20 protein-coding genes and 1 tRNA gene are annotated in these 24,981 nt (G+C 38.1%); 12 read left to right on the forward strand and 9 right to left on the reverse strand.

Annotated features, from left to right (window positions below; all coding sequences use genetic code 11):
* Positions 1-5 precede the first annotated feature (5 nt).
* On the forward strand, positions 6-593 hold the full coding sequence (locus tag IKK64_02430) for a DUF3109 family protein (GenBank protein MBR4118919.1): 588 nt from the start codon (positions 6-8) through the stop codon (positions 591-593).
* Positions 594-609: 16 nt separating this feature from the next.
* The gene (gene topA, locus IKK64_02435; protein ID MBR4118920.1) at positions 610-2,943 is read left to right on the forward strand and encodes a type I DNA topoisomerase; all 2,334 of its coding nucleotides are present in this window, start codon (positions 610-612) and stop codon (positions 2,941-2,943) included.
* A gap of 77 nt (positions 2,944-3,020) precedes the next feature.
* Here topA and IKK64_02440 read toward each other — a convergent pair whose 3' ends face one another.
* Positions 3,021-4,250, reverse strand: a complete 1,230-nt coding sequence (locus IKK64_02440; GenBank protein ID MBR4118921.1) for a DUF2851 family protein — start codon at positions 4,248-4,250, stop codon at positions 3,021-3,023.
* Positions 4,251-4,380: 130 nt separating this feature from the next.
* On the opposite strand from IKK64_02440, the gene dapB reads away from it, so the two are divergent.
* The 6 genes from dapB (at position 4,381) to nagA (ending at position 10,762) form a co-directional block, all read left to right on the forward strand.
* Entirely contained in the window at positions 4,381-5,094 is a 714-nt protein-coding gene (gene dapB, locus IKK64_02445; GenBank protein MBR4118922.1) for a 4-hydroxy-tetrahydrodipicolinate reductase, read from the forward strand.
* Positions 5,095-5,139: 45 nt separating this feature from the next.
* The gene (gene lepB, locus IKK64_02450; GenBank protein ID MBR4118923.1) at positions 5,140-6,576 is read left to right on the forward strand and encodes a signal peptidase I; all 1,437 of its coding nucleotides are present in this window, start codon (positions 5,140-5,142) and stop codon (positions 6,574-6,576) included.
* Positions 6,573-7,199: a WbqC family protein gene (locus IKK64_02455; GenBank protein ID MBR4118924.1), complete on the forward strand. Its 627-nt coding sequence runs from the start codon at positions 6,573-6,575 to the stop codon at positions 7,197-7,199. The genes lepB and IKK64_02455 overlap by 4 nt, the downstream gene beginning before the upstream one ends.
* A gap of 4 nt (positions 7,200-7,203) precedes the next feature.
* Positions 7,204-8,391, forward strand: a complete 1,188-nt coding sequence (locus tag IKK64_02460) for an MFS transporter (GenBank protein ID MBR4118925.1) — start codon at positions 7,204-7,206, stop codon at positions 8,389-8,391.
* A gap of 10 nt (positions 8,392-8,401) precedes the next feature.
* On the forward strand, positions 8,402-9,412 hold the full coding sequence (locus tag IKK64_02465) for an acyltransferase family protein (protein ID MBR4118926.1): 1,011 nt from the start codon (positions 8,402-8,404) through the stop codon (positions 9,410-9,412).
* 186 nt (positions 9,413-9,598) lie between these two features.
* The gene (nagA, locus tag IKK64_02470) at positions 9,599-10,762 is read left to right on the forward strand and encodes an N-acetylglucosamine-6-phosphate deacetylase (GenBank protein ID MBR4118927.1); all 1,164 of its coding nucleotides are present in this window, start codon (positions 9,599-9,601) and stop codon (positions 10,760-10,762) included.
* Between the two features lie 226 nt (positions 10,763-10,988).
* Here nagA and IKK64_02475 read toward each other — a convergent pair whose 3' ends face one another.
* Positions 10,989-11,615 (reverse strand): DUF4294 domain-containing protein, encoded by a 627-nt coding sequence (locus IKK64_02475; protein ID MBR4118928.1) that lies wholly within the window; start codon positions 11,613-11,615, stop codon positions 10,989-10,991.
* 89 nt (positions 11,616-11,704) lie between these two features.
* On the opposite strand from IKK64_02475, the gene IKK64_02480 reads away from it, so the two are divergent.
* Together IKK64_02480 and IKK64_02485 are read left to right on the forward strand one after the other, a co-directional pair.
* Positions 11,705-12,484, forward strand: a complete 780-nt coding sequence (locus IKK64_02480; GenBank protein MBR4118929.1) for a radical SAM protein — start codon at positions 11,705-11,707, stop codon at positions 12,482-12,484.
* A 54-nt stretch (positions 12,485-12,538) separates the two neighbouring features.
* A complete protein-coding gene (locus IKK64_02485) occupies positions 12,539-13,234 on the forward strand; it encodes a leucine-rich repeat domain-containing protein (protein ID MBR4118930.1) in 696 nt (231 codons plus the stop codon).
* Between the two features lie 507 nt (positions 13,235-13,741).
* On the opposite strand, the gene IKK64_02490 is transcribed toward IKK64_02485, so the two are convergent.
* The 5 genes from IKK64_02490 to IKK64_02510 all read right to left on the reverse strand — a co-directional run bounded on the left by IKK64_02490 (position 13,742) and on the right by IKK64_02510 (position 21,037).
* The gene (locus IKK64_02490; GenBank protein ID MBR4118931.1) at positions 13,742-17,029 is read right to left on the reverse strand and encodes a beta-N-acetylglucosaminidase domain-containing protein; all 3,288 of its coding nucleotides are present in this window, start codon (positions 17,027-17,029) and stop codon (positions 13,742-13,744) included.
* Between the two features lie 302 nt (positions 17,030-17,331).
* Positions 17,332-18,414 (reverse strand): glutamate 5-kinase, encoded by a 1,083-nt coding sequence (gene proB, locus IKK64_02495; protein MBR4118932.1) that lies wholly within the window; start codon positions 18,412-18,414, stop codon positions 17,332-17,334.
* 15 nt (positions 18,415-18,429) lie between these two features.
* Positions 18,430-20,076, reverse strand: coding sequence for an AMP-binding protein (locus tag IKK64_02500; GenBank protein ID MBR4118933.1), 1,647 nt, complete (start codon positions 20,074-20,076; stop codon positions 18,430-18,432).
* A 24-nt stretch (positions 20,077-20,100) separates the two neighbouring features.
* Complete coding sequence (locus tag IKK64_02505) at positions 20,101-20,655, reverse strand: helix-turn-helix transcriptional regulator (protein ID MBR4118934.1); 555 nt, start codon at positions 20,653-20,655, stop codon at positions 20,101-20,103.
* A 112-nt stretch (positions 20,656-20,767) separates the two neighbouring features.
* Complete coding sequence (locus tag IKK64_02510) at positions 20,768-21,037, reverse strand: hypothetical protein (protein ID MBR4118935.1); 270 nt, start codon at positions 21,035-21,037, stop codon at positions 20,768-20,770.
* Positions 21,038-21,165: 128 nt separating this feature from the next.
* Between IKK64_02510 and IKK64_02515 the strand changes: the two genes are divergently transcribed.
* On the forward strand, positions 21,166-23,034 hold the full coding sequence (locus tag IKK64_02515; protein ID MBR4118936.1) for an alpha-L-fucosidase: 1,869 nt from the start codon (positions 21,166-21,168) through the stop codon (positions 23,032-23,034).
* 137 nt (positions 23,035-23,171) lie between these two features.
* Here the strand turns inward: IKK64_02515 and IKK64_02520 are convergent, their stop codons facing one another.
* Positions 23,172-24,047 (reverse strand): nucleoside phosphorylase, encoded by an 876-nt coding sequence (locus IKK64_02520; GenBank protein MBR4118937.1) that lies wholly within the window; start codon positions 24,045-24,047, stop codon positions 23,172-23,174.
* A 129-nt stretch (positions 24,048-24,176) separates the two neighbouring features.
* On the opposite strand from IKK64_02520, the gene IKK64_02525 reads away from it, so the two are divergent.
* Positions 24,177-24,260: transfer RNA gene (locus IKK64_02525), tRNA-Leu, on the forward strand.
* Between the two features lie 53 nt (positions 24,261-24,313).
* Here the strand turns inward: IKK64_02525 and IKK64_02530 are convergent.
* Complete coding sequence (locus IKK64_02530; GenBank protein MBR4118938.1) at positions 24,314-24,508, reverse strand: leucine-rich repeat protein; 195 nt, start codon at positions 24,506-24,508, stop codon at positions 24,314-24,316.
* Between the last annotated feature and the right edge of the window lie 473 nt (positions 24,509-24,981).

Raw genomic sequence — 24,981 nt, forward strand, 5'->3', positions numbered from 1 at the left:
GAAAGGTGATAAAGATAGGGGATACTCTGGTAAGTCTCGATGTAATCGAATGTTACTTCTGTTGTAATCTTGACGATTGCAAAGGGGCTTGCTGTATAGAGGGAGATGCAGGAGCTCCAATAACCAAAGAGGAAGAGGAGGCATTAAACGAGGCTCTCCCTGCTGTAATAGATCAGTTACCCAAAGAGGCACGAGAGGTTATAAAAAAACAAGGAGTATCGTATGTTGATGAGGAGGGCGATTTAGTCACCTCAATAATAGGAAACAAAGATTGCGTTTTCTGCACATACGATAAAAAAGGAGTATGTCTGTGTGCGTTGGAGATAGGGTATAACAGAGGCGAATGTAAGTTTAAAAAACCGGTATCGTGTCACCTATATCCCATACGCTTAACAGAATATCCAACATTCACAGCAGTGAATTATGATGAGAGGAAAATATGCAGAGGAGCGGTAAAACTCGGAAAAGAGAAAGGAATAAGAGTTTACCAGTTTCTTGAAGGACCTCTTGTAAGACACTTTGGCGAGGAGTGGTACCAAGAGTTAAAACAAGTTGCCGAAGAGTATCTACGCCAACAAGGCGAGAGTGTTTAAAGCAAAAAGGAAGAGTATGCAGTCAAATTTAGTTATAGTTGAGTCTCCCGCCAAAGCAAAGACAATAGAGAAGTTTTTAGGGAAGGAGTATAAGGTTTTGTCGAGTTACGGACACATAAGAGACTTGAAGAAAAAGGATTTCAGTATTAATGTAGAAAAGGGATTCTTACCCATATATGAAATACCTTCAGACAAAAAACAAGTTGTAGATACCCTAAAAAAAGCAGCAAAAGCGGCAGATATTGTATGGTTAGCATCCGATGAAGACCGTGAGGGAGAGGCAATAGCATGGCACCTATATGAAGTGCTTGGGTTAACACCTGAGAAGACACGCCGTATAGTATTCCATGAGATAACAAAAGATGCTATACTGTCGGCAATAGAGAATCCACGAGAGATAGACATAAACCTTGTAAATGCACAACAAGCACGACGAGTTTTAGATAGAATTGTAGGATTTGAACTATCTCCAATACTTTGGCGAAAGATAAAACCTGCACTATCAGCAGGGCGAGTACAATCAGTAGCAGTACGCTTGATTGTAGAAAGAGAGCGAGAGATAGAGAATTTCACACCCGAAGCATCATTTAAAATAACAGCAATCTTTAAAGATGCCGAAGGAAACAAACTAAAAGGCGAATTACAATTCCGTCCGGCAAACGAAAGAGATGCCGAGGCACTATTGCAAAAACTCTCAACCGAGGAGTTTGAGGTAAACGATATAACCGTTAAACCATTAAAAAAATATCCAGCACCACCTTTTACAACATCAACCTTACAACAAGAGGCAGCACGTAAATTAGGTTTTACCGTATCGCAAACAATGCGAGTGGCACAACACCTATACGAGGCAGGACTTATAACATATATGCGTACCGACTCGGTAAACTTGTCATCTTTAGCAATAAACACCGCAAAAGAGACAATAATCGAGAAGTTTGGAAAAGAGTACTCATACCCACATAATTTCCATACAAGTTCAAAAGGGGCACAAGAGGCACACGAGGCAATTCGCCCAACCTACATAGCAAATAGCGAGATAGAGGGTAACTCTCAAGAGAAACGCCTATACGACCTGATATGGAAACGTACCGTAGCATCTCAAATGACACCGGCACAAACTAAAAAAACCACAATAAGTGTTCAGACAGTTAATGGCGAAGAGAAGTTTGTGATAATAGGAGAGGTTGTGAAGTTTGACGGATTCTTACGCCTATATGTTGAGACAACCGATGAAGATGGCGAGAAAGAGAGCGAAACATCGGTATTGCCTCCTATTCAAATGGGAGACAAATTAACTCTAAACTCAGGAGAGGCTGTTGAACGTTTCACTATGGCTCCACTTCGCTACTCAGAGGCAAGTTTGGTACACAAACTCGAAGAGTTGGGAATAGGACGTCCATCAACATACGCCCCCACAATATCAACAATACAGCAACGCGAATATGTTGAACGAGGAACAAAAAGCGGAGTAAAGAGAGAGTATAAGATAATTACACTAAAAAAAGGAAAGACAACATCAACCATTAAAACCGAAAATGTAGGAAGCGAAAAAGGAAAACTAATACCTACCGATATAGGAATAGTGGTTAATGATTATCTAACTGAGAACTTCCCCGACATATTAAACTACAACTTTACAGCAAAAGTAGAAGAGGAGTTTGATAGTATAGCAGACGGAGAGAATACATGGAACGGAGCAATAGCAACATTCTATGAAACATTCCATCCGGAGGTAGAGTCTGCATCATCGCAACACTCAGGCAATAAAGTAGGAGAGCGAGTATTGGGAACCGATCCTGCAACAGGACGCAGAGTATCAGTAAAAATAGGACGTTTTGGACCAGTAGTACAATTGGGAACAGCCGAAGAGGAGGAGAAACCAATATTTGCCTCATTAATGGAGGGACAAACACTAAGCAACATAACCTTGGAACAAGCCCTAAAACTATTTGCATTACCCCGTACATTGGGAACTTTTGAAGAGAAAGAGATAGTTATAGGAGTAGGAAAGTTTGGTCCCTATATCCGCCACGATGGTAAATTTACATCATTACCCAAAGAGTATAAACCATTAGAGATAACACTCGAAGAGGCAATTCAACTAATAGAGGCAAAGCGCAGTGAGGAGCAAAGCCGAATATTAAAAACCTTTGAAGAGGAGCCGGAGTTGCAAATAATAAACGGTCGTTACGGAGCCTATATAGCATATAAGAAAAGCAACTATAAACTACCCAAAGGAGCAGTTGCCGAGGATTTAACAATAGAGGATTGCAAAAAAATTATTGCAGAACAAGGCGAAAAGCCTACAAAAAAGACAACAAAAAAATCTAAAGCAAAAAAGAGTTGAAAATTAAAAATAGATAAAGTTATAATATAAGAGAAGGAGGTTCATGTTTGAAGAGAGCCCCCTTCTCTTGTTTATACTTATAATCTCTTCTTAACCTCATCCCTAAAAATTTTATAACCAATCTTGCACCTGATACAGTTACGAGGATTGCAGTAGTTATTATTTAGAGCAATGAAAGCCTGAGAAGCTAAAGCCGATTTACACTCAATACCACCATTAACATATTTACGAACAATATAGTTATTCTCAGCCTTACATCCCTCCAAAAAAGATATAGCCCTGTCGGCAAACTTCTCGTTTCCTATATACTCCGAGTAGGCATACAAAAGAGGAGCAACAGAATTTATTATAATAAGGTCAATTGCCGCCTTACCAAAACATTTCCTAAGAGGAGGCGTTTCAGAAGTAAAGTTATAGTGAGTATCCCAAAAATCACTCGGATATATATCAAAAACCTTTCGTAAATCATCATCACTCTCCGCATCAACAAACTTAGCAAACATAGGCATTGATGAGTGAATTAAGGCTGCAAGTAAAGCAATTCTCTGATGAGGAAAGTTAGAAGGTCTAATACCTGAGAACTTCCACAACTTAATATCATTTACAGGTAAAGCAAACTTGTTTTTCAGAAAAGCAAACTCATTTGACAACCTTTTGTAATAAGCAATATCACTCAAACTACTATCATCAAGAAGTCCTGCAACACCAAACAACATTGCTTCAAGTTGAAAAAGCGAGTCGGAGTGTTTTTGAAGAAATCTTAAAGGCAGAGCCTTAGCCAGTGCCTCAAAAGCATTACCATTAACACCAAACCCTAATGAACGAGCAACAGAGATATAACAAACCTCTTCCCAATCTCCATTATAAGAGTTATGCCACTCTTTAATCCTCTCGCTTTTATTTTGCAATCTCTCTATTGCCAACGAAGTAATAAGGTCGGTAACAAAAATTGAGGGCATATCCTTAATATGTTCGCTACAAGGCAGTTCCTCAAACTTTGATATTAATTTCTTTCTCAGAATCTCTACCTCATTCAAAAAGTTGATAACAAGCATAGGAGTTCCCTCAATAGAAGATTCCACTCTATCGGTAACATAAATATCACAACCTTTGTATGAGGCAGGAGCAACCGCTACACGAAGTTTTTGTGTGTTATCCTCTATTCGCAAAAGAGCATCCGAGAAGATTAAATCTCCGTTGCAATCCATACCAGATGATATAATCTCCGCCTTTTCACCATTTGAGAGAGTAAACCTACCACCCTTCAACAAATTATATCTCCATACAAAAGAGAGTATATTTTCCATAAAAATTTGTATCTTCGCAAATGTTACAAATATAGTTACAAACAAGCGAGAAATATCAAGTTTACTTGAATATTTATCAAAGCGAGTGCAGACTATATTCGTTGTTTTCAACAAATATAAAGAAAAAAATATGAAGATAGCACTAATAGGATATGGCAAAATGGGTAAGACCATTGAGCAGATTGCCATAGCAAGAGGTCACGAAATAGTGGCACGTATAGATATAAATAATCAAGATGATTTTAACTCACCCGAGTTTAAGAGTGCCGATGTGGCAATAGAGTTCTCACAACCTCAGTCGGCAATAAACAACTATCGCAGAGCCTTTGCGGCAGGAGTAAAAGTAGTATCGGGAACAACAGGTTGGTTAGAAAATATGCCCGAAGTAAAAGAGGCGTGTGAAAACGGAAGTACATTCTTTCACTCATCAAACTTCAGTCTTGGAGTAAATATATTCTTTGCCATAAACAGATATTTGGCAAAGATAATGAACGGATTTACCAACTATGAAGTATCAATGGAGGAGACGCACCACATACACAAGTTGGATGCCCCAAGTGGAACAGCAATAACACTTGCCGAAGGGATAATTGAGAACATCACACGCAAGGATACATGGGTAGAGGGAGCAGAGCCAAAATCATCAGAGATAGGAATAACCTCAATCCGCCGAGATGAAGTACCCGGTATTCACACTATAAAATATGAGTCAGAAGTTGATACCATAACAATAACACACGATGCAAAGAGCAGAGCAGGATTTGCACTTGGAGCAGTAGTGGCGGCAGAGTTTATAAAAGATAAAACAGGCTTTATCACAATGCAAGATATGTTGAAATTTTAAAAATATATTTTGAAAATAAATAGTAACAAAAACAAATTAAAATAGATGTCGGAACAAGAAAAAAAGAGTAGATTTTCAGGCATAAAAAAATCGCGTTGGATACGCTTTACATTAGCCTCATTACTACTAACAGGTTTTACAATATGGTCGGGCAATTACCTCTTATTGTTATTGCTCATACTATTTGTAGATATATATCTAACTGAATATATACCATGGAGAGCATGGCGAAAAATCAAAAACCCAGCACTTCGCAAAGTATTTGAGTGGATTGATGCCATATTGTATGCTTTGGTAGCAGTATATTTGATAAACTCATTTATATTTCAGAACTACAAGATTCCATCATCATCACTTGAGAAATCGTTGTTAGTAGGAGATTATTTGCTTGTAAGCAAATTAAGTTATGGACCGCGAGTACCCATGACACCCTTATCGTTCCCATTGGCACAACACACCTTGCCAGTACTAAATTGTAAATCGTACATTGACAACCCACAATTAGATTACAAACGATTAAAAGGAACAGGCGAGATAAAACGCGGAGATATAGTGGTATTTAACTTCCCTGCAGGAGATACAGTCTTGAGTAAGGTCTCAAATCCCGATTACTACACACTCTCTCACATATATGGCAAGGAGAATATCAAAAATAACCAACGAGTATACGGAGAGATACTCTATCGCCCCGTAGATAGAAGAGAGAACTATGTAAAACGATGCGTAGGAATGCCAGGAGATACATTTGAGATACGTAATAATCAGATATATATCAACTCTGTTGCAGTCAAAAATCCCAAACATTTGCAGTATAACTATTACGTAATGTTATCTGCCCCTGACAAACGATTGTCAAAAAAACATTTCGAAGATTTGGGAGTCTCTGAAGATGATCGTATGCTAATACAAAACTCATATCAGTATGGCGATTTACTCTCATTCTTAGGCTTTAAAACAAACGAGCAGGGAACATACAACCCAGTATATCGTATGCCATTAACACAAGAAGCAAAAGCAAAATTAGAGGCAATGTCAATAGTGTCGCAAATAATACAAGAGCCGGGCGAAATGATGGGAGGCGATGTATATCCATTAGGATATTACGGATGGACAAGAGAAAATTACGGACCATTATGGATACCACAACGAGGCAAAACATTAGAACTTACCCTCGAGAACTGGCCTATCTACGAAAGAGTAATACGCAACTATGAGGGCAATGATACTGAGGTGAAAGATGGCAAAATATATGTAAATGGCGAGGAGACAACACAATACACCTTTAAAATGGATTACTACTATATGTTGGGCGACAACAGAGACAACTCTGCCGATAGCCGTTATTGGGGATTTGTACCCGAAGATCACATAGTAGGAAAACCACTCTTTGTATGGTTGTCACTTGATCCCGACAAATCGTTCTTTAACGGAGGAATCCGATTTAACAGGCTCTTCCGCTCCGTAGAGACCTTATCAGAATAGAGATGGTAATATTAACTCCTTCATATTTAGCCCCCATATCATATTACAGGCAGTTAAACAACTCGCCTGTAATAGTTGAGGCGTGTTGCAATTATCAAAAGCAGAGTTACCGTAACCGATGCAAAATTGCAACAGAGGCAGGAGTTATGACCTTGTCAATTCCGGTTGAAAAACCATCAGGAAAGGTACTGACACGCGATGTATCTATATCCTCTCACGACAACTGGCAACATCTGCATTGGATGGCAATCTTTTCGGCATATCAATCATCGCCATACTTTGAGTACTACTCTGATGAGTTACGCCCATTCTATGAGCCAAACCGATACAAATACCTATACGACTTCAATATTGAGTTGCAAAACACCATCTGCTCACTATTGAATATAACCCCTAAGATAGAGTATAGCACAGAGTATATACAGCCCCAAGAAGGAGATATTGATTTACGCGAAAAGATACACCCCAAACACCCTATCTTTGAACAAGAAAAGTTATTACCATACTACCAAGTATTTTCAGAGAGACATGGATTTATCCCAGACCTTTCAATATTAGACCTGCTGTTTAATATGGGCCCCGAGAGCATATTCCTATTGCTCCCCACCCCAAAAGAGATATAGTGAGATGGAAAAAGAGAGGCTCTTCAACAGAAACTTTTTATTAGTATTGGCAGGAAACTTTTTGTTGTTTTTTGCCTTTTTTACAATACTCCCGGTGTTGCCACTTTATATGCAGCAAGAGTACAATGCAACCCATACACAGATAGGAGTAGTGTTGTCGCTCTACACAATAACAGCGTTGATAATACGACCCTTTGCAGGATTTATGTTAGATTCGCTCCCACGCCGACCAATGCAGTTAATCTTTTATGGAGCATTTGCCCTACTGTTCTGTACCTATATAATACCGGGGAATATAATAACATTTGCAGTAATCAGAGCACTGCACGGATTAATATTTGGATTTATAACCGTAGCCAACAGTACCGTAGCAATAGATGTACTGCACACATCACGCCGTAACGAGGGTATAGGATATTACGGAATAAGCAACAATCTTGGAATGGCATTAGGACCAACAATCTCATTTGCCACCTATAACTTCTTTGGGAGTTATGAGGCACTCTTCTTATCTGCCTTTGTAGCATGTACATTAGGCTTTATAATGGTATTAATGGTGAGAATGTCAAAGAGAGTACCCGCACCAAAAACAATAAGTACCTCGCCTGTATCACTCGATAGATTCTTCCTAATAAAAGGAACACACGAGAGTGTAACCTTTATGCTACTATCGTTTAGTTACGGAATACTGTCAACCTATTTGGCGGTATATGCACGAGATGAAGTAGGAATAGAAAACAGCACAGGGCCATTCTTCCTTCTTATGGCATTAGGGTTAATAAGTGCTCGTATAAGCAACGGACCGCACTTGCGAAAAGGCAGAGTAATACAACTTATCACAACAGGAATGTTAGGACTATTCATAGGATATGCAATGTTTATATTTCTCACAGCGCCAATAGCCTTTTACGCTTCGGCATTTGTGTTAGGATTTTCGTATGGAATGATATGTCCGCCAGTACAAACAATGTTTGTAAACCTTGCACCTCACGAACGCCGAAGCACAGCAAACTCAACCTATCTAACCTCTTGGGATGTAGGAGTAGGCATAGGAGTAGTAGTGGGCGGAGCAATAGCCGATGTACATAGTTATCGAGCAGCATATATGCTTGGGGTAGTATTAGTAGCCATTGCCCTTGTACAGTTCCGCAAAGTAGCAGCCCCATATTTTATAAAAAACAGATTGAGATAAATATCAGACAATGAAGCAAACATTACCCACCCTTTCCAACCATGTACAGCAACGACTGCTGTGGATTGATTATATGAAGGCAATAGGTATGTATCTTATTGTTTTAGGTCATTTCTTTCCAATCGGGCATAAATTCATATATGTTTTTAGTGTACCCCTTTTCTTTATTATATCAGGATTTTTAAGCAAACGAGAGAATAAACAAAAAGAGTTCTGGAAAAAACTATGGTACAATCTTGCTCAGCCCATGATAATAATAACACTATTAGCATATAGTGTTCGTTCGGTGGGCGATATAGTTTTAGGACGTTACAATATAGAAGGATTAGTAAAACTCCCTATAAGTCTTCTATTAGGAATGTGGAATATATTGAAAGAGTGTTGGTTTATATACACGCTTATCCTAATTAAGATAGTTTTTCAATATACACGAGGATATATAACAGATTTAGTAGTAACCCTCTTGTCCCTGTTAATATCGTGGATTATATATAGAGAGGAATTTGTTATTTTTGGATATAATATATTACAAAATCCCTCCTCATCAATCAACCTGTTTTGTTGTTATCCATTCTTTATAATAGGATTCTATATAGCAAAATATAAGAGAGAATTATCAACATATAGAATCACACCAATAACTATAATATATTTTCTTGCAAGTTTAGTATGCGTATATATTTGTTACATATATAACGATGATGTGAGAATGTACACCTCATATTTTGGCGATAATATATTCTTATATCTATTAGGAGGAGTAAGCGGAACAGCAATGATATACATTATATGTAAATATATCGAAAAATACAATTTCAAGTGGTTAAAAACCATATCGGTAGGCTCAATAATAATATTAGGATTTCATATATTCTTCATACAAATTTCCCGCAAAATATTTACCGAATCATCAATTCTCGATTATCTATTGTCGCTCATAATTATATTGCTGTTTGTCCCAATAATAACCTTTACGCAAAAATATATGCCTCTGCTTATTGGAAAATATAGAACAAAATAAGATATATAAGATTGTTAAAGAAGTTGTCTCAAATAATAAATAACAATTATTTTTAAAAATAGTTCAAAAAAATAGTTAATAACCAATAAAATAAATACCTTTGCAATTGAGGAATGTAATAATGGATGCTTGTTGCACCACTTCATATGCATAAACAGTTAAAACACAATAATTAACAAAAACATTATGCTTAAGCAAATTATTAATGCTAAAATTCTAACACCTCAAGGATGGTTAAAAGATGGTTCAGTTATCATACGTGATAACAAGATTCTTGAGGTAACAAACTGCGACCTTGCTGTAATAGGAGCAGAAGTAATAGACGCAAAAGGTATGTATGTAGTACCAGGTGGTGTAGAGATTCACATTCATGGAGGTGGCGGTTGCGACTTTATGGAAGGAACAGAAGAGGCATTCCGCGGAGCAATTCAGGCACACATGAAGCACGGAACAACAAGTATCTTCCCCACTTTGTCATCATCAACAGTACCAATGATTGAGGCAGCAGCCGAGACCTGTACCAAACTTATGGCAGAACCCAATAGCCCGGTGCTTGGACTTCACCTTGAGGGACACTATCTAAATATGGCAATGGCAGGCGGACAATTACCGGAGAATATCAAAAACCCTGATCCAAACGAGTACATACCACTTGTAGAAAAATGGCACTGTATAAAACGTTGGGACGCAGCACCTGAGTTACCAGGAGCAATGCAATTTGGTAAATATATCACATCAAAAGGCATACTTGCATCAGTAGCGCACACACAAGCAGAGTATGACGATATACATGCAGCACGCAAGAACGGATATACACACGCAACACACTTTTATAATGCAATGCCCGGATTTCACAAACGTCGTGAGTATAAATACGAGGGAACAGTAGAGAGTATATACCTTCACGAAGATATGACAGTAGAGGTTGTTGCCGATGGAATTCACGTACCCCCAACAATATTACGACTAATACACCATATCAAAGGAGTAGAGCGAGCATGTGTAATCACCGATGCCCTAGCATGTGCAGCAAGTGATAGTACAACAGCATTTGATCCACGCGTAATCATAGAAGATGGCGTATGTAAACTTGCCGACCGCACAGCACTTGCAGGATCAGTAGCAACAATGGACCGACTTATCCGCACATTAGTTCAGAAAGCAGAGATACCATTAGAAGATGCAATACGAATGGCATCAGAGACACCTGCTAAGATTATGAACGTATACGATCGTAAAGGCTCATTGCAAAAAGATAAAGATGCCGACATTATGATTCTCGATGATGATTTGAACATACGCGCAGTATGGGCAATGGGTAACCTTGTAGAGGGAACATATAATCTTTAAAAGAGTTGTGGATCTTGCCACAACAAAGTTGTTATTTGTCGGCTTCGCCGCCCCTTCGGGGGTAGATATTAGTTTTTAGCAAAAAAAAGAGTGTGCATTAATAAACCTAATATTACAACTCACAATATATAAATTCGTCACCTCTGATACACAAATAATAATCCCTTTTGAAACTTAGACTTCAAAAGGGATTATTTATTTCTAACAATTAAAAACTAACAATACCTTAAAGCATTCCGCTCTCAACCAGAATGCAGACGCGTTCAATAATGCGGTCTTTCTCTTTCTTATTAGGCTCGTAGTCATCTTTCAGGTTCAGCCCAAACATTCTACCAAAAGTTTGCCAGAATCCAGCCCTGAAACCACCCAAGAAAGCCTTTAAAATATGGTGTGAGTTTTGATTACACTCTCTGTCAATCAACAATATAAGCATCTTAGCCTGAGAGTAAGTAAACTCTTTAAGAACAGGTTTATATTCATTGAAAATATCTTTCTCCATCTGTTTGAAGTGAGCAGCACGTTCCTCCTCAGGAATAGTCTGCACATACTCGTAAGTCTCAATAAGAGCAGCCCTGACCATCTTAGCGTATGGCAAAGTCTTCTTCACATCCCTAACAGTTTTCCAATAGAACTTCTCATCCTTTTTGTTCTTGAACTTATACTCAGGCATACAAAAAACAGGTCTTATATTAATCATAATCACCGTGTCGCCTGTTTCAATAATAGCAAGATAAGGATCACTAAATATAGGGTACCTGTCGAGATAAGGGTTAGTGCTTCCATCGGCTTTTACATTAGTCGATAGAAGAAAAAAACCAATAATACCAATTATGTAAGCAATACACTTTCTCATTTGCGGTGTAAAGGTAATAGATATTTAGATATAAAAAGATACAAAATCCCAAATATTAGTTAATTTTGCAACAAAATAACCATATAAGAATGTCAACAAAACTATTTGAAGATATAATATTTGGCCCAGTCCGTAGCCGTCGTTTAGGAATATCATTAGGAGTAAACCTCTTGCCTACATACGGAAAAATATGCTCATTTGATTGCATATATTGTGAGTGTGGATATAACAGCGAACGGCGAGGGGACAAAGCCCTTCACACACGCACCCAAGTTCGTGAAGCACTACAACAACGCCTTTCGGCAATGAAAGAGGCAGGGGAGGAGTTAAACGTAATAACCTTTGCAGGAAACGGAGAGCCAACCCTTAATCCTGAGTTCGAAGAGATAATATCCGACACAATAGAGTTACGCAACCATTACTACCCTGAGGTAAAAATATCGGTACTCTCAAACGGAACACGAGTTACAGATGATTCAGTATTTAGAGCATTGAACAGGGTAGATAACAACATTCTCAAACTCGATTCCGCAATAGAGAGAACATTTAAAATCATAAATGCACCAAATAACACCACCCTTTCGGTACGCCAACACATTGAGGGATTAAAACGATTTAACGGAAACTTCATTCTACAAACAATGTTCCTACGAGGCACACACAACGGAGAGGAGATAGACAATACAACCCCAGAGGAGTTATCGGTATGGATTGAAGCAGTAAAAGAGGTCAACCCAAAAATGATAATGATATATACAATTGACCGCGACACTCCTGAAAAGAATCTACAAAAAATCTCCCCAGAAGAGATGAATAAAATAGCCAATAGATTAGAAACACTCGGTTATAAAGTATCAGTCTCTTGCTAACGCAGAGCAAGTAGAGAGAGTAATAGATTTATAGTTGAAAACTGAAGAATAATTATGGCAGAATTTGAAATTATCAATGGCGCAGGTATTATTCCCGAAGCAACAACTATAATAAAAGATTGTGCTTTTAAGGGTTGTGAGTCACTTAAGAATATAATCATTCCAGAATACGTAACATATATTGGAGACTGGGCCCTTTCAGGTTGTGAGTCACTTGAGAGTATAACTATACCTAAGTCGGTAACAAAGATTGGAGATTTTGTCCTCAAAGGATGTACAGGCCTGACAGAGATTAAAGTTTCAGAGGAGAATCCTCTATATGACTCGCGAGAAGGATGTAATGCAATAATAGAAACGGCAACTAACAAACTAATTGCAGGATGTAAATCTACCACTATCCCTAACTCCGTAACAGAGATTGGTGAGGGAGCTTTCTCAGGATGCAAGTCACTAAAAAATATAATCATACCTAAGGGAGTAAGATCTATTGAGTGGAATGCATTCAAGGATTGTATAAGTTTAACCACAATAACTATACCCACCTCGGTAACTAAAATCGGGTGGTGTAGTTTCTCAGGTTGTACAAGTCTAACCACAATCACTATCCCCAACTCGGTAAGAGAGATTGGCGAATATGCCTTCTCAGGTTGCCACTCACTCAACACAATTTATGTAACAAAAGGAGATAGCGAAAGAGTTAAAAGAATGTTACCCAAAGAGTTGCATAAGTTTGTAACAGAGAAGGAATAGCAGTCAGCTATCAGCTATTAGTTATCAGATGTCTGTTTTCAGTTATTAGTATTTAGCTAACAAGTCATCAGTTAAAATAAGTTACTTCGGTAATCCCGTTTCTTTATTTATAGAGGTCTGAAAGCATTTTAAAGTAACCTAAGTTAGGATTGACATTTAGTCAATTCTAATTACAAAGTAATTACCTAAAAATGCCCCATACTGCGGTCGGATTAGCATTCAGTTAATCCTATTTGCTTAAGCAAATACCTTGTATGCGTCACTACTTGCTCAAGTTACCCTTTTCAGCGGACGTGGCAGGCCTACTCCGTCGCACAGAGCACTGTGCTCCCCAGACTACAGCACAAATTGACATTTAGTCAATTTTATTTGCGTTGCAAATGCTTTGTCTGCATCCCTACTTGTTGATAACTGATAACTTACAAATCTGTGAGTAAGCGAACACAATACCAAATTTATTTGAGTATTGTTGAGCGAGAACAGATTCAACAAACGAATATTTGTTAACTAATACTTCACAACCTTATAAACTTTTGCGGGTGTTACCACCAAATATACTCCGGTGCTGTTTACTGGTAATGATATTGATCCATTTAGGTTACCTTGCCACACTGCAATACCCGATGCGTTGTAGATTGTTACTGCTCCCTCTACTCCGTTTATTTGCAGGTTATCTCCTTCAAAGAAGATTGCAGTTTCGGGAGTAATATTATCCTCTACTCCTGTTAAATCGTGGTCGCCAACGTATGGTGTTCCTTTTACTACAATATCATATATATCTGGTTTGTTTACTGCATTCCACTCAAACTTTAAGAGCGAAATGTTTTTATATCCTTTTACATTCAACTCTGTTAAAGGTTGGCTCAAATAACCCATATCATACCACTCTCCGTTGGCTTTTATTGATATTGAGGGTAACTCTTCTTCGCTACTCTCATATTTTGAGTTGTGGTATATCTCTATTGTTTCAAAATCGAGGTTTTCAGTAAACTCATACTCTAACCATCCCTCCTCCATTGCTTGGTATGATGTTGCAAGAGAGCGGTCGTCAAGGGCTGTTGTGTAGGCGTTTTTGTTATCCTTGGCAACGGCTATCTCTTTGCCTTCATACACCTTTATTTTTACTACTTTAAGCCAATTGTTACCGGTTGCACTATTTAATTTAAATTGTACATATCGAGCAACATTGCTTCCTGTTACAGAGAATGTTTTATCTACTATATCGGCAGATGTGAAGGTCTGCAAGTTTACCCATTGTCCTCCATTGTTAGAGATTTGCAACACGCAATCGCCTGACGGTTGGTCGTTGCTATCGAACGTAACTTCTATTTTATATATTCCTTTTGAAGCTCCTAAATCTACTCTTATATAATCTCCTGCTTCTTGGGCTCTATTACTCCAGAAGAAACTATCATTACTGTAATTTACAACATTTGCTACTCCATTATTATCATATTGTGGAATATTTGTCTCTGCTCCAATTGGTGTTAAGATTCCTGATTTTGGGATATTGATTGTTATAGAACTTACGCCTATAGGTTTTGTTACATCTCGGCTTACATTGCGTATTCTGATGTATGCCAGCTCTATTGGAGTTGTTCCGTTAGGGGTAAATTCATACCACTCTTTTCCGTTTACCGAATACTCGTAATAGAACTCGCTTGGGAGAGTGTTTGATGATACCGACACTGTTACTTCGTTCTTTCTATTCATATTTATTCCAACATATTCGCCAGTTGTCAAACTTACGTTACTTAAATTTTGTAATGTTATTGCCTCTGTTGTTGTTGACAAACTTACATTATAGGGTAAATATGTTAGATTATGAATTATCTCAGGAGTACGTGAACGCTCGGGCAATGTTGGTGCATAATTGGGATATTTTGTCATGATAAAATCTACAAAAGGCTCCATATTCTGTTGTGCTGGATGCACCTCAAAGTATCGTGCCGAAGCCTCAGAACCTGTTCCCTCCACTGTGTATGCAATGAATGCTGAGTCTTTATGCAATTTTGAATACTCTCCCGCTATGTTTGCATAATCTGTCCAACGACTTAATGCTCCGGGAGATTTCATCCATGTTAATGCTCCATTTATGATATTTGACATTGATGCGAGTTTTCTACTCCAATATTTTATGTCTTCAAACATAAGAGTCTCATCTTTTACATCGCTTGTCTCCATTGCCTCCAACGCTTTGCAAGCGTCATAAATCTCTTTTGTTTTTGTTATCAACTGGTTTGTTGATGATGGTAAATTATTATTACTATATGAATCTTTGAATGAGTTATAAAGATTTACCATTTCGGCCGGCTCTTGTGTTGCATCAGTATTCAAACAGAATGTTTTAAAGGCAGATGCCAAATCGGGTTTATCGGGGAACAGATACGCAAAGCAGTCTTCCCAATTCTGTTGAGAGTTAAATGATGCAGTGTTCCAGCAGTAGTCTGCTCCGCCAAATAAAAATACTTTTGATGCCGATGCCTCTTGCATGGTATTGAATACTACACCTCCTAAGGCCGTCATTGGTGCATTCTGGGCGGTATATCTATAATTCATATGATTCATATATAGTCTATCATCATAATTGTCATTACAGTTGTTATTCCACCAGAAGAGAGGATTACGATTAATAACCTGCTTCATAGTTTTGCAATTTGAGTCGGTAATATTCGACCACACATCACTTCCTGTAAATGCAACTACTATATCTGGATCTACATCATAGAGGTCAATTAATGAGCCTACGGTATGTGCTATTGAGTATGCTGTGGGTACAAAAAACAGGGGCGAAACTTTTTGATCAGATGTTGCAGTGGCAGTATTGTATTTTGCTTTAAGTCTTGCTTGTACCTGAGCAGGAAGATATGCCGTCATTTCAGAACTTGGTACAAAGGTCATATCATCAATGAAGACACCAAATCCTCTTACTCCAAGTTGGTACATACGGTCAAATTTATCCATTATCTTCTCTATTCCTGGATTCATCTCTGACGGAGAATTAAATCCCATTCCTCCATGTAATCCGGGGTGAATAGCCCATACAAAATTCACATTACACTCTTTTGCTTTGGTTGTAATTGTAACAAAGTCCTGTTGTGTAAGGAGTCCTTTTTTTCGTTCTTCATCAGTAAGAGTAGTTGGATAATCTTCATACCATGAGCCTGCGTGATACGGATCGGCTTTAGGCCCGTAGATGAATGTATTGAGTTTGTACAACTTAAAGAAATCTAACATCGACAATATTTGGTCAACCGTAAATGGCATTCCGTAAAATCCTTCTACTAAACCTCTATATTGTGTATATGCGTAATCTTCTATTGTAACAGGGTTTAGAGTTTTGTCGCTGTTAAGCATTTGTCGTAGGGTTGATATTCCATAGAATACCGAATTATTTGCATCTCCAAGTATAACAATGTTTCCATCACTTGTTACATGTAATAGATATGGATCATATTTGTTTGATGCCGATGAGAATACACTACGTGATAGACCTCGTTGTGTTGCGTATGTATCAGCCTCTTTACCCGAACCGTTAACTCCTACATAGAGATATTTATTTGATGACAAGTAACGTGAAAATGCAGGTGATATACCTTTTGCTTTTAAAGCCTCAGAGATAAATGTTTTTACATTCTCCGGAACTCCCTCTTCAAGAACTACATTTACTCTATTTGTAAGTGTTACCTCTCCACTTCCCATTGTAATTTTTTGGGGTTTGGGATAGATTGTATAATTCGCAAATGTGTTTGTAACTATAAATACTAAAAACAGTAGTGTAATTAATTTTTTCATATTGTAAGTGTTTTTGTTTTTAACTGTTTGGGAGATAAAAAAATACCTCTGCTTTCGCAAAGGTAAAAAATATTTTAAATATTATACTGTTTTTGTGTGATTATTATCAGTTGTCGGTTTCGTAACCTCCACCTCCTCTATGGGTAGTTGTTAGTTTCTAGTTGTTAGATGCTTGTTGTCTGCGCTCAATCGCAAAATTAATAAACATTCGTTTCTTGATTTTGCTCCCGTTCAACAATACTCAATCAAGATTGGTATTGTATTCGCTTACTCGCAAAAGTTCAAATTTTTAATTTAACAAACTATTCCAAATAGAGATAGTCGTAATGTATTAATGCTCGTCCGCCTTTGTTTCCTGCCAATGAGCGAGCCTTTGTGCTATCGCACGATACTTTTCCTACTCCTATTGACTCTCCCTCTGTTGTTACTATTTTTACTATATCATCTTTTTCAAACTCACCCTCTACCGATACTACTCCTATTGGCAACAGACTTACTGCCTCTTCAGATAATAGTTTTGCCTTTGCCTTTTCGTTTATCACTAACGAGCCTTTTGCATAACCGTCAGAGTGAGCTATCCATTTTTTTACACTCGAAATCTCTTTGTTTGAGGGGGTAAAGGTAGTATAGATTACATCGCTTTTAGGGTTAAGCAAGTCAGGTAAGATATTTTCGCGAGTTCCGTTTGCAATAATAACGGTTATACCCTCCTTTGCAACTTTTCGGGCAATGTTGGTTTTGGTTATCATTCCTCCTCGCCCAAACGATGATTTTTTTGTTTGAATAAATTTTGAGAGGTCTTTGTCGGCAGCAGTTATCTCTCTTATTACGGTAGTGCCTTCATCGGCAGGGTTTCCATTGTATATGCCATCAATGTTGCTCAATATTATGAGTGCCTCCATATCCATCATTGTGGCTATGAGTCCCGAGAGTTCGTCGTTATCGGTAAACATCAACTCGGTTACAGCAACGGTGTCGTTTTCGTTTACAATGGGTATTACCTTGTTCTCAAGCATCACCTCGATACACTGCTTTTGGTTTAGATATAGACGGCGTGTTGAGAAACACTCCTTCATTGTAAGTACCTGTCCGCAACTTATTCCATGTTTGCTGAACAACTCGTAGTAGTTGTTCAGGAGTTTTACCTGCCCCACTGCCGAGAACAACTGACGCGACTTTACTGCATCAATTTTTTTGTCGAGGTGCAACTCGCCTCGCCCCGATGCAACTGCTCCCGATGATACAACTATTACCTCAACACCATTGTGGTGTAGTTGCGCAATTTGTGCCACAAGCGAAGCCATACGCTCTTTGTCAAGCATACCATCTTTGCCTGTAAGCACATTACTGCCAATTTTTATTGCTATGCGTTTAAATCGGTACATCGCACAATGTTATATCTATTTCTTACGAATTTCGTAGCGTTTAATCTTACCGCTTATTGTTTTGGGCAACTCATCTACAAACTCTACCACGCGAGGATACTTGTAGGGTGCTGTGGTACGTTTTACGTGATCTTGAATCTCTTTTACAAGTTCTGCTCCCGCCTTGCTCTTGTACTCTTTTGATAGAACTATTGTTGCCTTAACCACTTGTCCACGAACCTCATCGGGCACTCCTGTTATGGCACACTCTACAACAGCAGGGTGTGTCATCAAGGCACTCTCTACCTCAAATGGTCCAATGCGGTAACCTGATGATTTGATTACATCATCGGCACGTCCAACAAACCAGAAGTATCCGTCTTCATCACGCCAAGCAACATCACCTGTGTAATATATTCCATCGTGGTGAGCCTCTTCAGTTAGTTCGGGGTTACGATAGTAGCCCATAAACAATCCAAGGGGTTTGCCTTTGTCGGTACGAATTACAAGTTGTCCTTGCTCTCCGTCCTCTGCCCAGCGTCCGTCAGAAGTTAAAAGGTCAATATCATACTGAGGGTTGCGAACTCCCATTGAACCCGGTTTTGGAGTTATCCAAGGGTAAGTTGCAACGGTTAGGGTTGTCTCAGTTTGTCCAAATCCCTCCATAAGTTTTATACCTGTTAAACGGTAGAACTCATCATAAACTTTGGGATTTAATGCCTCTCCTGCTATTGTGCAATATTTCAATGATGAAATATCATATTTTGTAAGATCCTCTTTGATAAAGAAACGGAACACTGTTGGTGGGGCACAGAACGAGGTGATTTTGTATTTGCTTATCATCTTAAGCACATCATCTCCTTCGAACTTCTCAAAGTCGTATGTAAATACTGTTGCTCCTGCAATCCATTGTCCGTATAGTTTTCCCCACACGGCTTTTCCCCAGCCTGTATCGGCAAGTGTAAGGTGTAGGCTATCCTCTTTAAGGTTGTGCCAATATGAGCCTGTTATTATGTGTGCCAATGGATAGGTGAAGTCATGGATAACCATTTTTGGGTTACCTGTTGTTCCAGAGGTAAAGTACATTAATGATATATCATCGTTTTTATTGGGGTTTTGAGGTTTTACAAATGGTGCAGCCTCCTCAATTCCTTTGTGGAAATCTTCCCAGCCTTCGGGTACTTTTGGACCTATTGAGATACATTTCTCCAACGATGGAGATTTCTCTATTGAGTTGTTTATGTGGTTGATAACTATATCATCGCCTACTGCAACTATTGCTTTAATATCGGCTGCATTGCAACGATATATTATATCTTTTTCGGTTAATAGGTGTGTTGCAGGTATTACTACTGCTCCAAGTTTGTGAAGTGCTACTATTGAGAACCAAAACTCATAACGACGTTTTAAGATAAGCATAACCATATCGCCATGACCTATGCCTAACGAACTGAAATATGATGCAGTTTTGTCGCTCTCGCGTTTCATATCGGCAAAGGTAAAATCGATATGTTCGCCTTCGCTACTCACCCATGTCATTGCTATTTTGTTAGGCTCTTTCTCTGCCCACGCATCAACTATATCGTATCCAAAGTTAAAGTTCTCAGGGACATTAACTTTGTAATTTTTCATAAAGTCCTCTTGTGATGAGAACGATGTCTGTTTTAAAAATCTTTCTAACATATTTCAAGTGGGATGTTCCCTTTTTTACATTATTATTGCAAGGAATTTTACAGGTTTGCCGTCCAATGCTTTCATTCCGTGTGGACGTTGTGCATCAAAATATATGCTATCTCCCTCGTTTAGAATTATCTCTTTACCTGCTATCTTTAGCATTAAACGACCTTCAATTACCATATTGAACTCTTGACCTGAGTGAGTGTTCTCATGTATAGGTGTATCATCACTTTTGGGTTCAACGGTTACAATAAAGGGATCGGCTTTACGATTACGGAAACCTGCTCCCAACGATTGATATTTATATGCTTTTGTACGCTCTACTGCTGCTCCCTGTCCTTTGCGTGTTAAAAAATAACTGCTCATGTGAGGCTCATCACCAAACATAAGAACTGATAAATCAACTCCACAACTTTGACTGATTTTATGTAATACACTTACGGGAATATCTACTCTACCCGATTCGTAGTTAATATATTCACTCTCTTCAATACCACTCATCTGTGCCATTTCTGCTGGAGTAATATCCAAGGCATCGCGTAAACCTTTTAACCTTGTGGTTATTTGTATTAATTGATCGTTCATAATATGAAACTGTTATGTTTTGAAGTCGCAAATTTATAAAAAATAAGCGAATATGTTACATTTTATTCTTTATATAGATTTTAATTTTATTAATTATTTAGAAAATATTTTTCTATTTTTTACAATTATTTCGCTCTCTGATATAATTCTTCAGATTTTTTATGCCTGATACCCCAAGAATGGTAAGTCCTGTATATTGTGTTGTTTTTGCCAATCCAAAAAAGACAAACCATAGTACCCCTTTTGTGGCAGCACTTATGGGAAGTGCCATTTGAGCAAACGAAATTATGTAGAAAGGTATGCACAATGCCAATATTATCATCCCTGTTTTAGGTGATAATCGTTTTAAGTTGGCAACTACTCTTGAAAATAGTTTTTTTATGTTCTCCTTTATGCGTTTAAACATTATTGCTTTACCTCTGAAAGTATGCAAAGATAATTACTACATCGTTATTATTCAAAAAAATTATTTATCTTCGCAATATTGTGAGTTATATTAAAAAACAAGTTATGAAATATTTTATATCATTTTTAGCAATTGTATCTGCAATTATAGTGTCATCGTGTAAAAGTTCTGTGCAACCTCCTGCTCCCTTATACCCTATCCCTAACGAAAGACAATTATCATATATGCACAACCCCCATGCGGCATTTATCCACTATGGTATGAATACTTATACTAACAAAGAGTGGGGCGATGGACATGAGAAGGTTACATTGTTTAACCCTTCAGATACTGTTGATACCGACCAATGGGCAAGAGTATTAAAGGAGTGTGGTTTTGACCGTATTGTTTTTACGGGTAAGCATCACGATGGTTTCTGTTTATGGCCATCGAAAGCTAACAAAGTTAATCCGCACACTATTGCACAATCGCCATACCTTAATGGCAATGGGGATTTTTTTGAGCAACTATCGGTATCGTGTACAAAATATGGTATTGATATGGGTGTTTATCTTTCGCCATGGGATGCCTACGAAGAACACGTGGGTGGTAACTACACTTCAGAGTTATACAACGATTTTTATGTTACTCAGCTCAACGAGGTTTTAAGTAAATATGGCAGATATAATGAGAAACTTGGACGCAGGGAGATTGTTGAGATTTGGTTAGATGGTGCAACTGGCTCTAATAATCCTCCTGTTTATGATTTTAATAGGTTTGTTGATGTTATGCGAAAGTATCAGCCTACCGCCTATATTTGGATTGATGCTTTGCGTGCCTTTAAAAGTTGTGCAATGGGCGACACCTGCAAGGTTGATGGCGCATGGGCTATGAATGAAAAAGGACAGGCTCCCGACCCTTGTTGGCACAAAATGGATACTTGCGGTGTTACTACTGATGATTGTAAAAACCGTCCCGAAGGGGAGTTCTTCTTCCTGCTTGAGGCAGATGTATCTATTCGTAATGGGTGGTTTTATGGTGATGGTGGAGGTGTGAAATCGGCTACCGACCTATTTAAGGAGCGTTATATGAAATCTATTGGACGTGGTACTCCGCTTATATTAAATATTCCGCCAGACAAAAACGGTAGGATTACTGATGAGTATATCGCTATCTTGAAAAAATATAAAGAGTATATCGACACCACTTTTGATAATAATATTATTCCTTCAAATACAACCGCAAGTGCTACCGAAGTGAGAGGTAACTGCAATACCTACGCAGCCAATAAGAGTATTGATAATGATTACGATACCTATTGGACAATGAACGACAGTTCTACAACAGGTAGTATTACTCTTAATTTTGGAGAGAGTGTAAAATTTGATATTGTGCAGTTTCAGGAGTATATCCCATTAGGACAACGTGTTGCCGAGTGGAGTGTGGATGTTAAAACCAATGATGGTTGGCAAGAGTATGCCAAAGGCTCTACAATAGGTTATAAGCGAATTGTTCAGGGTAGTGTGGTTGAGGCAGAGGCTGTAAGATTAAATATCACCTCTTCTCTTGCTGTTCCGCTAATAAACGAGTTTTCGGTGTTCCTCTCTCACGAAGATTTAAGAGAGGAGAGTTCATTGGTAGATAATGGCAGTGGCAAGTTTATTATTGAACCTGACTTTATATCAGTGAAAGAGACCGATGGAGAGGTTTCTGTTAAAGTTAAACTTTTGAATGGTGGGGAGCAAGAGTGTTCGGTTTATATTGCAACACTCCCCGGCTCGGGTGTTCAAGGGAAAGTTTATGAAGACCGCACTGCAACTCTTATATTTCCAGTAGGAGTTACCGAACAGGAGTTTAAAGTAAACATTATAAACAACCAAAATAATGAAGGCGATAAAGATTTCTTTATACAACTTTCAAATGCTACGGGTAAAGGTGTAACAATTGGAGAGAAATCGACTGTTAGAATTTTGGTTGATGATGATGAGAGTTAAAATATAGAACCTCTATTTTCGCCAATTATTCAAGTTATCGGCATAATAACACTCTTGAGTATCTCTCCCCTGAAAGGGGGAGAGTATTTATGGCATTTATTGTTCGCTTATACTTTGTAGTGCTGTATCAGGGAGTATTAGATTCTATCCAATACCTTTTCAATTAGCGAAGGCATACCGCTTTTGTAGTTGGTGTTTGCCGAGTGTGTTGCTCGCCCTGCAATGATATTGCATACTGTTGCGGCTTTATGTCCCATCAAAAGAGCTAAACCGGCAAGAGCAGCACCCTCCATCTCGTAGTTTGTAATTCGTTCATTACCATAACGGAAACTCTGAATCTTTGCGTTTAACTCAGCATCGGCAAGAGGTAAACGTAAATATCTGCCTTGCGGACCATAAAAGCCATTTGCCGATATTGTTACACCCTCCTGCATATCGCCTTGGTTTAGACGTGCTACAAGTTCAGAGTTGGCACTAACAATATAGGGCGAGGCGTGTTGAGGATTCCATCCCACTGCTTTACAAAATTTATCTTCAAAGTCGAGGTCGCACACACTATCCCTACCAGCATAAAAGTTTAATACTCCATCAAATCCCATAGAGCGTACCGAGATTAGGTTTGTTCCTAACTCAATATCGGGTTGTAATCCGCCTGATGTGCCTATGCGAACAATGGTAAGACTCTTCTTCTCCTCCTTTACTGTGCGTGTGGCAAAATCAACATTTACCAAAGCATCCAACTCACTCATTACAATATCTATATTGTCTCCACCTATACCATGCGACATTGCTGTTATTCTCTTTCCCTTATAACTACCAGTAATAGTATGAAACTCTCTACTTGAGATATTACACTCAATAGTATCAAAAAACTCTGCTACCATATCTACTCGAGCAGGATCGCCCATCATAATTATTTTATCTGCTAACTGCTCAGGGAGAAGATGAAGATGAAACACTGTACCATCGGCATTTATAATAAATTCCGACTCGGGGATGCGTCTGTTTTCCATAATATGCAACTAATATATATTATTTGCTAAAGTAACTATTTTTTTTGGTTAAAAATAAAAATAGACTATTTTTTTAAGTTACTATTTGCAGTTTTATAAAAAAGTATTACCTTTGCATCGTTTTACCACGCCCAGATGGCGGAATCGGTAGACGCGCTGGTCTCAAACACCAGTGGATTCACTTCCATGCCGGTTCGACCCCGGCTCTGGGTACTACGGAGAGAGTTGAAAAACTTTCTCCGTTTTTTTATTCCAGCAACTAACAGCTATTCCAATTCTTTTACAAACTTATGCAACTCTTCAGGTAACATCCCTTTAACTCTATCGCTATCCCCTTTTGTTACATAAATTGAGTTAAGAGAGGAGTAATCACAGAAAGCATTCTCTTCAATCGAAGTCACAGAGTTGGGGATAGTGATTGATGTTAAATTTTTCCAGACAGAGAAAGCTCCATCTCCAATACATGTTAACGAAGAATTAACTCATAGTCGTTGAAGTTTCCATATACAATTTCTGCTGTTCTTTCAGGGATCGTAGCAACGCCATTGATAATTTCATATTTTGTCATGATTACTTTTTTTATTAGGATTTGTAATAAGTTAATGATAAGAAATTTATAAACCTATTTGTATTAGGTTCGCAATGTAAAAGTATGATATTTTCTATGAGCTCCCTTTATAATCGAGCGAGGATATTGGTTGAGTAACCGATAAACATTTTCCCCTGTTATTGAGAGAAAGAGATATTAATGAGTATTCGATTGGTTTAAAAGTCAGTTTGATTTTGTTTATTGCTCAAGACTTAAGCAATGCTACGCTGCAAGTGTAATCTCTAATTTATAAATATGCAAATAAAATAGATTTTGTTCTTTATAAATAAATTTTGTAATGTTATTTGAGCCTTAACAAGGCTTTTAAACTTCCAACAACAAAGG

The organism is Bacteroidales bacterium (genome assembly GCA_017521245.1).
Classification (GTDB): domain Bacteria; phylum Bacteroidota; class Bacteroidia; order Bacteroidales; family G3-4614; genus Caccoplasma_A.